General features: G+C 61.8%; 9 protein-coding genes and 1 tRNA gene. 3 read left to right on the top strand and 7 right to left on the bottom strand.

Annotation, left to right across the window (positions count from 1 at the left end):
• Positions 1 to 38: 38 nt before the first annotated feature.
• The 5 genes from H620_RS0110490 to rpsU form a co-directional block, all read right to left on the bottom strand.
• Positions 39 to 115: transfer RNA gene (locus tag H620_RS0110490), tRNA-Ile, on the bottom strand.
• Between the two features lie 16 nt (positions 116 to 131).
• Positions 132 to 3,875 (bottom strand): bifunctional diguanylate cyclase/phosphodiesterase, encoded by a 3,744-nt coding sequence (locus H620_RS0110485; protein WP_023382689.1) that lies wholly within the window; start codon positions 3,873 to 3,875, stop codon positions 132 to 134.
• Positions 3,876 to 3,994: 119 nt separating this feature from the next.
• Positions 3,995 to 5,845, bottom strand: a complete 1,851-nt coding sequence (gene rpoD, locus H620_RS0110480) for an RNA polymerase sigma factor RpoD (protein ID WP_023382688.1) — start codon at positions 5,843 to 5,845, stop codon at positions 3,995 to 3,997.
• A gap of 67 nt (positions 5,846 to 5,912) precedes the next feature.
• Positions 5,913 to 7,895: a DNA primase gene (dnaG, locus tag H620_RS0110475; protein WP_027907306.1), complete on the bottom strand. Its 1,983-nt coding sequence runs from the start codon at positions 7,893 to 7,895 to the stop codon at positions 5,913 to 5,915.
• A 293-nt stretch (positions 7,896 to 8,188) separates the two neighbouring features.
• Positions 8,189 to 8,404 carry a 30S ribosomal protein S21 gene (gene rpsU / locus H620_RS0110470; protein WP_003255575.1) on the bottom strand — a complete coding sequence of 72 codons (216 nt, stop codon included), beginning with the start codon at positions 8,402 to 8,404 and terminating at the stop codon, positions 8,189 to 8,191.
• 205 nt (positions 8,405 to 8,609) lie between these two features.
• On the opposite strand from rpsU, the gene tsaD reads away from it, so the two are divergent.
• The gene (tsaD, locus tag H620_RS0110465) at positions 8,610 to 9,635 is read left to right on the top strand and encodes a tRNA (adenosine(37)-N6)-threonylcarbamoyltransferase complex transferase subunit TsaD (protein WP_023382686.1); all 1,026 of its coding nucleotides are present in this window, start codon (positions 8,610 to 8,612) and stop codon (positions 9,633 to 9,635) included.
• 15 nt (positions 9,636 to 9,650) lie between these two features.
• Here the strand turns inward: tsaD and plsY are convergent, their stop codons facing one another.
• Positions 9,651 to 10,220 (bottom strand): glycerol-3-phosphate 1-O-acyltransferase PlsY, encoded by a 570-nt coding sequence (gene plsY, locus H620_RS0110460; RefSeq protein ID WP_023382685.1) that lies wholly within the window; start codon positions 10,218 to 10,220, stop codon positions 9,651 to 9,653.
• A gap of 74 nt (positions 10,221 to 10,294) precedes the next feature.
• Here plsY and folB point away from each other — a divergent pair, with 74 nt between their 5' ends.
• Positions 10,295 to 10,651 (top strand): dihydroneopterin aldolase, encoded by a 357-nt coding sequence (gene folB, locus H620_RS0110455; protein WP_027907305.1) that lies wholly within the window; start codon positions 10,295 to 10,297, stop codon positions 10,649 to 10,651.
• Positions 10,642 to 11,151 carry a 2-amino-4-hydroxy-6-hydroxymethyldihydropteridine diphosphokinase gene (folK, locus tag H620_RS0110450; protein ID WP_023382683.1) on the top strand — a complete coding sequence of 170 codons (510 nt, stop codon included), beginning with the start codon at positions 10,642 to 10,644 and terminating at the stop codon, positions 11,149 to 11,151. Before folB ends, folK begins: the two co-directional genes overlap by 10 nt.
• Before the next feature lie 62 nt (positions 11,152 to 11,213).
• On the opposite strand, the gene H620_RS0110445 is transcribed toward folK, so the two are convergent.
• On the bottom strand, positions 11,214 to 12,320 hold the full coding sequence (locus tag H620_RS0110445) for a tRNA nucleotidyltransferase/poly(A) polymerase-related protein (protein WP_023382682.1): 1,107 nt from the start codon (positions 12,318 to 12,320) through the stop codon (positions 11,214 to 11,216).
• Positions 12,321 to 12,330 lie beyond the last annotated feature (10 nt).

Raw genomic sequence — 12,330 nt, 5'->3', positions numbered from 1 at the left:
TACGAAAAAGCCGCGCTGATGCGCGGCTTTCTGGTACTTGGTGGGCCCACACGGACTCGAACCGTGGACCAAAGGATTATGAGTCCTCTGCTCTAACCGACTGAGCTATAGGCCCTCAGAAGGTGGGCGGATTATAACGAGGGTTTTGAAAGCGTGCCATCCGAAAGATCGGACAGTGCTATGCGAAGAAACGTAGCAGCGAACTCTTCCGGGGACAGCGGCAGGCTGACGATGTAGCCCTGGATCTGTTCGCAGCCTTCGCTGGCCAGGAAACGTTGCTGGGCCTGGCTTTCCACACCCTCGGCAATGATGGTCAGTTGCATGCTGCGGCCCAGGGCAATGATGGCGCGGGCGATGGCCGCGTCGTGCGGGTCGTCGGGCAGGCCGCGGATGAATGACTTGTCGATCTTGAGGATGTCCAGCGGCAGGCGCTTGAGGTAACTGAGCGAGGAGTAGCCGGTGCCGAAGTCATCGATGGCCAACTGTACGCCCAGTTGCTTGAGCTGATGCAGCACGGCCAGGGCTTCTTCAGCCTGGCTCATGATGAAGTTCTCGGTAATCTCCAGTTGCAGGTCGCCGGCCTTGAGCTGGTAGGTCTTGAGCAGGCTTTCGATGCGTTTGGCCAGGCCGGGGTGGCGGAGCTGGGCGCCAGCCAGGTTGATCGACAGTGGGCCGAAGGCGCTGTAGCGCTTCTTCCACGCATGCATCTGCCGGCAGGCTTGCTCCAGCACCCAGTCGCCCAGTTGCAGGATGGTGCCGTTTTCTTCGGCCAGGTGGATGAAGTGCTCCGGCGGAACTTCACCGAAGGTGGGGTGGCTCCAGCGCAGCAAGGCTTCGGCGCCTACCAGGCTCTGGGTCTTTAAGCTGAACTTGGGCTGGAAGCTCAGGCTCATTTCGTTGCGTTCGATGGCGCGCCGCAGTTCGTGCTCCAGGGCGATGCGCTCGCTGGCCTGGATGGTCAGGTCGCGGGTGTAGGCCTCGACGCGGTTGCGGCCTTTGGCCTTGGAACGGTACATGGCCGCGTCGGCATTGCGGATCAACGTGGCGACGTCGGTGCCGTCCTGCGGATACAGGCTGATGCCGATGCTGGCACTGGTGAAGAACTCATGTTCGCCTGCCTGGAACGGCGCGCTAAAGCAGGCCAGCAGTTTGTTGGCGATGGCGCTGGCGTCGCTGGGTTTGTGCAAGCCTGGCAGGAGAATGATGAACTCATCGCCGCCCAGCCGCGCTACGGTGTCGACATCGCGAACTTGCTCCTTCAGGCGTTGTGCGATGCCCTTGAGCAGTAAGTCGCCGACTGGGTGGCCAAGGCTGTCGTTGATGTGTTTGAAGCGGTCGAGGTCGAGGAACAGCACCGCACCCTGCCGGTTGGAGACTTGCGCGCAGCTCAACACGGCTTGCAGGCGGTTCTCGAACAGGGCGCGGTTGGGCAGGCCGGTGAGTGGGTCGTGGTGCGCCTGGTAATCAAGCTTGGCCTGGGCGTGCTTGAGGCTGGAAATATCGGCGAACACCGCGACAAAGTGAGTGATCTCGCCATCGCTGTTGCGCACGCTGCTGATAGTCAGCCAGCCTGGGTACAGCTCGCCGTTCTTACGCTTGTTGTAGATCTCGCCTTGCCAATGTCCCTCTGCGGTCAGCTGGTGCCACATGGCTGCGTAGAAGGCGCTGTCGTGCTGGCCTGAAGCGAGCAGGCGTGGGGTCTGGCCGAGGGCTTCGACTTCGCTGTAGCCGGTAATCTCGCTGAACGCGCGGTTGACCGCGCTGATGTGCTGGTCGGTGTCGGTGATCAGCACGCCCTCTGCGGTGTTCTCGAACACGGTTGCGGCCAGTTGCAGCTTTTCCTGCATCAGGTGGCGTTCGGTGATGTCACGGGCAATGGTCAGCATGCAATCGACGCCAGCGATCGGCAGCGGACGCGCAGAGAGCTCGCACAGGCGAATCTGCCCATCGCTTCGGCGGATCAGGCAGCTGAAGTCGCGGACGAAACCATCGCGGTTGAGCAGCTCGATCAAGCGCTTGCGCTCGTTGAGGTCGACCCAGATGCCTAAGTCCAGGGAGGTCTGATCGATGCTGGGGGTAAAGTCATAGCCGGTCAGGCGGCAGAAGCCCTCGTTGACCTCGATCAGCAGGCCATCGCTCTGGCGCGACAGCAGCAGGCCGTCAGGCGATGCGTGGAACGCTTTGGCGAACTTTTCTTCCGAGGTTTGCAGTTGTTGCTGGGTTTCCTTGAGTTGGCTGATGTCGCGCACGGCCACGACCAATGCCTGGGTGCCGTCAAGGTCGAAGGTTTCGGCCGATGTCAGGCCTGTGAACAGCTGGCCATTGCTTCGCCTGAAGCTCATTTCAAGGTTGCGGATGCCGCCTCGATGCAGGCGCTCGAGCAGCAAAGGGCCGGTTCCGTCGACGCCCCACAGGTTCAATTCGGTGGCGGTGCGGCCGATCACCTGGCCGGGTGGCAGGCCTATCTGTTCCTCGAAGGCTTCGTTGACTTCCAACAGGCAGCCGTCACTGTGGCGGGCGATGAGCAGGATGTCGGGGCACTGCTGGAAGACCGAGGCGAACTTCTGCTCGGACAGGCGCAGGGCATCTTCGGTGCGCTTGGTTTCGCTGATGTCGATCATCAGCCCACGCATCAGTGGCCGGTGGCCGTGCTCGATCATACTGACGATGTTGCGAATCCATACCGGTTGCCCGTCGGCTCGCATCACCCGGTAGTCCAGGCTGTGGTCGCGGCCCGCGGCAGTTTCGCTTTCGCTGAAGGCCTGGGCCCACAGTGCGTCTTCAGGATGCAGGATGCTGCGCCAGAACCCGGGTTTGAGCCAGTCGTGCAGAGGGTAGCCGAGCAGGTTCTCGGCATGGGGTGAAACGTAGCTGTAGGTGAAATCGTTCGCGTCGGCTTCCCAGGCAATCGCCGACAGGCTCTCGACCAGCCCGCGATAGTGGTACTCACTGCTGCGCAGCTCCTGCTCCAGTGCAATGCGACGGGAGATCTCCGAACTGAGCCGGCGATTTACACGAATCATCGCAGCGAGTATGGCCACCAGGATCAGCACACCTGGCAGGCCATAGAGCAGCATGTCGTGCCAGAAGGTACGCTGGTCGACCACATTGCCAACCCAGCGCTGCTGGATTTGACTGACCTCGCCGCTGGACATGTCGGCCATGACCTTGTCGAGAATGCCCACCAGGATCTTCTTGTCCTTGGGGGCTGCCATTGCCAGCTGGTAGCGATAGGGGGTTTCGCCGCTGACGTACAGGCCGTCGAGCTTCAGCTGGCGCAAGCTCCAGATGCTTGAGGCCAGGTCGCCGACCACTGCGTCCACTTCGTCGGTGGCCAGGGCCTGCAATGTCGAGCTGACATTGGGCATGGCCACCAGGTTGAGGTCTGGGTGGTGGGTGCGCAGCAGCTCGTGGGGCGCGTAGTTTTCCACCACGGCAATCTTCAGGCCGTACAGGTCCTTTAGGGTGCGAGGTTGCGGCCCGCCTTCATGGGCAAGAATGACGATGGGGAAATCCAGGTAGGGGCGGGTGAAAGCCAGGTAGTCCTGACGCTCAGGCGTCGACATGATGCCGGGTAGCAGGTCGATGCGACTGGTACGCGCTTGCTCCAGTACTTCGGTCCAACTGCTGGGCTCGATGGGCTTGAGCGCCACTGCGAGGCGCTCCTGAATCATGGCGATGTAATCGGCGGCCAATCCCTGGTATCTGCCCTCCTGGTCGCGGAACTCGAAAGGTGGCCAGGAAGCATCGACACCCAGCCTCAGCTGCGGGTGGGCAGCAAGCCAGGTCTTTTCCTCGTCAGTCAGGGTCAGGGCGCCGGCCGTTGTGTTCCAAAGGATAAGGAGCAGCAACAGAATGGCCGGCATAAGGGGCATAGCGGCCTCGCATTCAGGTGATCTGAAGTCGAGTGTAGACGGGCATTTCGTCTGGGGTAGCTGTGTACCACAACCTTTTTTTGCACAAGAAAAACCCCGGCCTGGGCCGGGGTTCGTCATCACTCGTCGAGGAAGGAGCGCAAGTGCTCGCTGCGGGTCGGGTGGCGCAGTTTGCGCAACGCCTTCGCTTCGATCTGACGGATCCGCTCGCGGGTCACGTCGAACTGCTTGCCCACCTCTTCGAGGGTGTGGTCGGTGTTCATGTCGATGCCGAAACGCATGCGCAGCACCTTGGCTTCGCGTGCGGTCAGGCCCGAGAGTACGTCGCGGGTCGCTTCCTTGAGGCTTTCGACCGTGGCCACGTCGATCGGGGACTGCATGGTCGAGTCCTCGATGAAGTCGCCCAGATGCGAGTCTTCGTCGTCACCGATCGGGGTTTCCATGGAGATCGGCTCTTTGGCGATCTTCAATACCTTGCGGATCTTGTCCTCAGGCATTTCCATGCGCTCGCCAAGCTCTTCCGGAGTCGGTTCGCGGCCCATTTCCTGCAGCATCTGCCGGGAAATACGGTTGAGCTTGTTGATCGTCTCGATCATGTGCACCGGAATACGGATGGTGCGCGCCTGGTCGGCGATCGAGCGGGTGATCGCCTGGCGGATCCACCAGGTGGCGTAGGTCGAGAACTTGTAACCACGACGGTATTCGAACTTGTCCACCGCCTTCATCAAGCCGATGTTGCCTTCCTGGATCAGGTCGAGGAATTGCAGGCCACGGTTGGTGTATTTCTTGGCGATGGAGATCACCAGACGCAGGTTCGCCTCGACCATTTCTTTCTTGGCGCGACGGGCCTTGGCCTCGCCGATGGACATGCGACGGTTGATTTCCTTGATTTCGGCGACGGTCAGGCCGGTCTCGTTCTCGAGGTCGATCAGCTTTTGCTGGCAGGCGACGATGGCGGCGTCCTTTTCACCCAGGGCGGCAGCCCATTTGGTGTTGCGCTTGGCCAGATCACCGGACCAGGTCTGGTCGGTTTCGTTGCTCGGGAACAGGCGCAGGAAGTCGGCACGCGGCATGCGCGCATCACGTACGCACAGCTGCATGATGGCGCGCTCTTGCTGACGCAGGCGGTTCAGCGAATCGCGTACACGCTCGACCAATGCGTCAAACTGCTTGGGCACCAGCTTGATCGGCATGAACAGATCGGCCAGGGCCTGCATCGCAGCGATGCTGTCGGCATGATCACGACCATGCTTCTTCAGCACCTTGAGGGTGATGGCGAGCTGGTCGGCGACGGCGCCGAAACGCTGGCGAGCGACTTCCGGATCCGGACCGCTTTCCTGCTCTTCGTCGTCACCGCTGTCGTCGCTTTCTTCGTCCTCGTCTTCGGACTCTTCTTTCGCGGCAGCGGTCTTGGCGCCAGGAATCGGCACTTCTTCGGTCGGTGCGGCGATGTTGTCGTCAGGGTCGATGTAACCGCTGAGAACATCCGACAGACGGCCACCTTCGCTGGTGACGCGGTCATATTCGCCGAGAATGTAGTCGACAGTGCCCGGGAAGTGGGCGATAGCACCCATGACTTCACGGATGCCTTCCTCGATACGCTTGGCGATTTCGATCTCGCCTTCGCGAGTCAGCAGCTCGACGGTACCCATTTCGCGCATGTACATACGCACCGGGTCGGTCGTGCGGCCGATATCGGTTTCAACGGCCGCCAACGCAGCGGCGGCTTCTTCGGCCGCGGCTTCGTCGGTGTCGGCTTCCGCCAACAGAAGGGCATCCGCATCCGGAGCACTCTCGAATACGTTGATCCCCATGTCGTTGATCATGCGGATGATGTCTTCCACCTGTTCCGGATCTGAAATATCCTCAGGCAGGTGGTCGTTGACCTCCGCGTAAGTCAGGTAGCCCTGCTCACGACCGCGGGTGATCAACTCTTTGATACGAGACTGCTGTTGCGCTTTTCCGGACATAACACCCTATCCACTGAAGGTCTTGGCGGGCAAAAAACAAGCCGAGGATTATACCCGAGCATGGGCCTCACGCGCCAGATGAGGTCGGCGTTTGTGCGGGAACATTCCGGCTCAGCAGGGCGAGGAGCTGAGATTTTTCCTCGCTGGTCAATTCGCTTTGACGTGATTTCCTGAGCAGTTGTTCCAGGCTGCGCTCGCGTTGGCGGGCGGACAAGCTAGTTATAGTGTCGAAAAACTGTTGTTCAAGGTTGTCGGCTACGATAAGCCATTCCTTTTCCGCCAAGGCCCGCAGCAGGCGGCCTTGTTCGGTGCCGTGCCAGCGTGCGATCAACTGCATTGAGCTTAGCCCAGGATTTTTCTGTGCGGCTTCGATCAGTGCGACCAGCAGCTGGCTGTAAAGATGCTCTTCGTCGGCGAAATGACTGGCGTCCTCGACCTTTCCGGCCAACAGCGGGTGGTGCAGCAGGGTGCGCAGGGCCGCCAGGGTAGGCGGTTCCACCGGTGCCGGCACCCGGGACGGGGCTTCGTCACGCTGCTGCCATGGCTTGCCGCCCTTGCGGTTCTTGTCCCAGGGCTTGTCGCTCCACGGCTTCTTACCGCCCCCCTTGTTGGACTTCCACTCGTGCGCCTGATGGGCAGGGGCGTAGTCGTGCTGCGCCAGGTCGCCGTAGTCGGGGGTGAAGCTGGCCATGGCGTCGTAGTCGTAGCCAGGGTCGTAGTCCGGCACACTGTTCGGCGCCGGGGCATGCTGGGCCAGTTGCTCGACCTGCTGCGGATCGAGGCCGGTGATTTCCTTCAGGCGATTGCGCATCAGCTGACGCAGGTTGGCACCCGGAATCTTTTCGATCAACGGTGCGGCCAGGGTGGCCATATGGGCCTTGCCTTCCAGTGAGCGCGGGTCGGCCTCGTTGCTCAGTTGCTCGAAGAAGTAATCTGCCAGCGGCTGGGCGTGCTGGTTGATGCGTGCCATGAAGGCATCGGTGCCTTCGGCGCGGACCAGGCTGTCCGGATCTTCGCCTTCGGGCAGGAACAGAAAGCGTGCCCGACGGCCATCCTGCAGGGCCGACAGGGTCGACTCCAGGGCGCGCCAGGCGGCCTTGCGCCCTGCTTGGTCGCCGTCGAAGCAGAACAGTACGCTTGGCACCACGCGGAACAGGCGCTTGAGATGTTCTTCACTGGTGGCGGTGCCAAGTGTCGCCACGGCATTGCGCAGGCCTTGTTGGGCCAGGGCGATGACGTCCATGTAACCTTCGACGACGATGATCTCGTCGAGGTTGCGGTTGTGCTTGCGTGCCTCGTACAGCCCGTACAACTCCTGGCCCTTGTGGAAGACAGGGGTTTCCGGGGAGTTGAGGTACTTGGGCTTGTCGTCGCCCAGCACCCGACCGCCGAAGGCGATGATTCGGCCACGGCTGTCGCGGATCGGGAACATCACCCGGTCGCGGAAGCGGTCGTAACGTTTGCCGCTTTCGGCGTTCTCGATCAGCAGGCCGGCGTCGATCATCACCTTCTGTTGCAGGCTGTCGGCACCCAGGTGCTTGAGCAGGTTGTCCCAGCCGGGTGGGGCGAAGCCCAGGCCAAAGTCGCGGGCTATTTCGCCAGACAGGCCTCGGCCTTTGAGGTAATCCACCGCGGCCTTGCGGGTCGGGTGGCTGCGCAGGGCCTGGCGATAGAAGCCGGCGGCCGCCTCCAGCAGCGGATACAGCGGTGAGTCGGTCGGCTGGCGGGTTTTTTGCGAGCGCCGGCCTTCCTCGCGGGGTACTTCCATGCCGGCGGCGCGGGCCAGTTCCTCCACGGCCTGGGGAAAATCCAGGTTGTCGTGGTCCATGACGAAGCCCAGGGCGTTGCCGCCGGCCCCGCAGCCGAAGCAGTAGTAGAACTGCTTGTCGGGGCTTACCGTGAAGGACGGCGTTTTTTCCTTGTGGAACGGGCAGCAGGCGGAGTAATTCTTGCCGGTCTTTTTCAGCTGGACGCGCGAACTCACCACGTCGACGATGTCGAGGCGGTTGATAAGGTCGTCAATGAAACTCTGGGGAATCAGCCCGGCCATGGCAGTCTCGTCATCTGGCAATTGGCAAGTCTAATCGCTAACGCGCCACATCGGAGTGGTTGCTGCTTGGGGAAATGCGAGGGAATGTGTGCTCGTCGCCAGCCGGTGAGGGCTCGTCAGTCAGGACGTGCACGACTGGTCGTAGACCAGCTCTGACGTGTTAAGGCAGGTTGCCGCTATGCAAGGACACTGCATTTGGGCGCCTCAAGCGAGAGCTCAAGGGGTAAAGCAACTGCTGCCATTAGCCCGGCATGGTGCCGGGCTGGGCAGAAGCTCTGCGTAGAACGTCTGTATTAGTACAGACGAACGGCGCGGCGCTGTTCGCGCTGAACTTTCTTGGCGTGACGCTTAACAGCAGCAGCTGCTTTGCGCTTACGCTCGGCGGTCGGCTTCTCGTAAAACTCGCGGCTACGAACTTCAGCCAGTACACCGGCTTTTTCGCAGGAGCGCTTGAAACGACGCAGAGCTACGTCGAAGGGTTCGTTCTCTTTAACTTTGACGGCTGGCATCCAGGGCTACCTTAATTCATTACCGGGGTAGACGTGCTCCTGGCAAAACAAAAGGTGTGCTGGAGAACGTCGGTTTTCAAGGGTTGCGGATGTTAACCCTTAGCTGGCCGGAATGCAAAGCCTCTGATCGAAAACCGCTGGTCGGCACCCGGCACGGGGACTATCATGCGCGGCTTCGAATTCAGCCCCCACAAGGGACGAACCCATGCTAGTACTGGGATTGGAAACATCCTGCGACGAAACCGGCGTCGCATTATACGACAGCGAGCGCGGTTTGTTGGCCGACGCGCTGTTCAGTCAGATCGACCTGCACCGCGTGTTTGGCGGGGTGGTGCCGGAGCTTGCTTCGCGTGACCACGTCAAGCGCATGCTGCCGCTCATCCGCCAGGTGCTGGACGAGGCCGGCTGCGTGGCCACCGAGATCGACGCCATTGCCTATACCGCAGGCCCTGGCCTGGTCGGGGCGCTGCTGGTGGGTGCCTCGTGCGCCCAGGCCCTGGCGTTCGCCTGGGATATTCCAGCGATCGGCGTTCATCATATGGAAGGCCACTTGCTCGCACCCATGCTCGAGGAGCAGCCTCCTGAGTTTCCGTTCGTCGCCTTGTTGGTGTCCGGCGGGCACACTCAGCTGGTGCGCGTCGATGGCATCGGGCGTTACGAACTGTTGGGCGAGAGCCTGGACGATGCGGCCGGCGAGGCGTTCGACAAGACCGCCAAGCTGATCGGCCTCAACTATCCGGGTGGGCCGGAAATTGCCCGTCTGGCCGAACACGGCGTGCCCGGGCGTTTCGTATTCCCGCGACCGATGACCGATCGCCCAGGCCTGCAGTTCAGCTTCAGCGGCCTCAAGACCTTCGCGCTCAACACCTGGCAGCAATGCCGCGATGCTGGTGACGACAGTGAGCAAACCCGTTGCGACGTGTCCCTGGCGTTCCAGCAGGCGGTGGTGGAGACTCTGACCATCAAATGCAAGCGAGCCCTCAAGCAGACCGGGCTCAAGCGCTTGGTCATCGCCGGTGGCGTGAGTGCCAACAAGGCGCTGCGGGCGTCGCTGGAAGAGATGCTGGCCGGTATCAAAGGCAATGTTTACTACGCCCGCCCGCGGTTCTGTACCGACAACGGCGCCATGATCGCCTACGCCGGTTGTCAGCGCTTGCTGGCCGGGCAGCAGCAGGACCTGGCGATCAGCGTGCAGGCGCGCTGGCCGATGGAGCAGTTGCCGCCGGTGTGAAGGTCGATGGGTGCGTTAGAAATGCCTTTCGCGCCCGGCGAACAAATCCCGCAGGTTGTTACGGTGGCGCCAGACGATCAGCACGGTCAGGACGCTGATCGGCAGCAGCGCTTCGGGCTCGCGCCAGGCCAGCAGCGGTAGGGTAAGTGGAGTGGCGATGAGCGCGGCCAGCGAGCTGGTTCGAGTCAGGTAGAAGGTCAGCAGCCAGGCGCCGATGGCCAGCAATGCGGCGGGAAAGTACAGGCCCATCAGCATGCCGGCCGCGGTGGCGACACCTTTGCCACCCTTGAAGTTGAAGTACAGTGGGAACAGGTGGCCGAGCACCGCGCAGACGCCGACCCAGCCCTGCTCCTGCAGGTCCAGGCCAGCGAGACGGGCCAGCAAGACGGGCAAAAGTCCCTTGCACAGGTCGCCAAGCAGGGTCAGGATCGCCAGTTTACGGCCTGCCAGGCGTAGCATGTTGGTGGCGCCGGCATTGCCTGAACCGCTGGAACGCGGGTCCGGGCTGCCTGAAAGGCGGCTGAGGACGATGGCGAAGGACAGCGAGCCGAGCAGGTAGGCGAGCAGCGCCAATAACCAAAACATGCTAACTATTCCGGGCGAGGACGCCCTGATTCTAACGGCGCCAGTCGCCCTTGTCGTGCTGTGGAGAGAAGTGCTTGGACAGAGTGTTCATCGAAGGCCTGGAAGTCGATACCGTCATCGGTGCCTATGACTGGGAGCGGGATATTCGCCAGTGCCTGCGCCTTGACCTGAGTTTCGCCTGGGACAACCGCCCAGCGGCGGCCGGTGACGATCTGAGCCTGGCGCTGGACTATGCCAGCGTATCGGCACGCATCCAGGCTTTCGCCGAGCAGGCGCGCTTCGAGCTGGTGGAAACCTTTGCCGAGCGCTTGGTGGCAGCGTTGATGGAAGAGTTCCACATTCCTTGGGTACGCCTGAAACTGACCAAGCCAGGAGCTGTCCCGGCAGCCCGTGGCGGTGTTGGCGTGGAGATCGAGCGCGGATGTCTCTGAGCACGGTTTACCTGGGCCTGGGTAGCAATATCGACCGCCAGGCGCACCTGTGCGCTGGGCTCGACGCCTTGGCTGGCATCCTCAAGGACATGCGTTGTTCTCCGGCGTTCGAGAGCCAGGCCGTGGGGATCAAGAGTGGCCCCTTCATCAATTTCGTGGTCACCGGCAAGACAGATCTTCCGCTGATGGAGCTGGATCGCCGGCTCAAGTTCATTGAGGCGGACAACGGCCGTTACGCACCGGATCGCAAGGGCTTGCCGCTGGATATCGATGTGCTGATGTATGACGATCTGTACGGTACCTTCGATGGGCTGGTGCTGCCCAGGGCGGAAATTCTGAAGAACGCGTTCGTGCTGTGGCCACTGTCGTTGCTAGCGCCTGAGCTGGTGCACCCAGGGGCCGGAAAGCGCATGGCGCAGTTGTGGGAGGAGGCGAACATCGATCAGGTGCTGGCACCGGTGGCGTTCGAGTGGCGGGGCGTGCAGTTGACCCCGGCTTGAGCTTTTTCGCGATCGTCGTAGGCGCGACACGAGGCCGCGCCTGGAGCGGGCGGGCCGCGTGGTCAGCGGCGTTGGTACGCCTCGATCGCTTTCAGTCGCTCGTTCTTGAGGGCCTCTCCCAGCGCCTGTCCGGCCAGGCCTGCGTCCACCAACGGCTTCACATTAACTGCCCTGGCCGTTGCCGCCGCTCCACGCAGGTACTCGGCCTGTGGATACGTTTGCTCCCCGCGCCCAAGCGCCCTCATTTCGCACGTGACTATGAAGTCCTCGAAGCGCTGTGGCCGCCGATAGACGTCGAATTTCTGCAGCATCTCCAGCAAGCCTGAAGGCTCAAGCGCCATTCCTGCATCGGCACGACCGGAAAACTCACCGGTCAACACGGCCAGTTCCTGGCATTCACGCGGGGCTTTGAATCGCTGGTTGAGTGCCTTGATGGCTGCCGGCTGCACCCTATCCAACAGGCACGCCCAACGCACGTGCAGAGGTTGTCGATGCTTGGCTGCCTGTACCAGCGCTGCCAGCGAATCCGCGTCACAGTGGAGCTCGGGCATCAACTCCTGAAGTGCCGAGCAGTCGTTCAGCACCTGGATGAACACCTGTGGCTGTTCCTCCATCAATGCTCGCTCGATCTCTTTCCAGCTGCGCTCGGCAGTCAACGCTTGCAGTTCGCCGGACGCGGCGATCTGGCGCATCAACTCAAGGGTATCGTCAGCTACCTGGAAGCCCAATGGCGCATACCGTGCGGCGAAGCGGGCGACGCGCAGCACACGCAAAGGATCTTCGGCGAACGCGGGGGAAACATGGCGTAAAAGGCGGTGTTCAAGGTCTTCCTGGCCGTGGTAGGGATCCAGTACGTTGCCCTGGTCATCCTCCGCCATTGCATTGATGGTCAAGTCACGGCGTATGAGGTCCTCTTCGAGCGTGACCTCTGGACTGGCATGAAAGGTGAACCCGCCATAGCCGCGTCCACTTTTGCGCTCGGTGCGTGCCAGCGCGTATTCCTCGCCCGTCTGCGGGTGCAGGAACACCGGAAAATCCGCGCCGACCGGGCGAAAACCCTTGGCCTGCATTTCCTCGACCGTCGCGCCCACCACCAGCCAGTCGATATCGCTGACCGCGCGCCCGAGCAGACGATCACGCACCGCGCCACCGACTTTGTAAATTTGCATGTGCAGCCTC

The organism is Pseudomonas taiwanensis DSM 21245 (assembly GCF_000425785.1).
GTDB lineage: Bacteria > Pseudomonadota > Gammaproteobacteria > Pseudomonadales > Pseudomonadaceae > Aquipseudomonas > Aquipseudomonas taiwanensis.
This window is presented reverse-complemented; position numbering and strand designations above follow the sequence as displayed.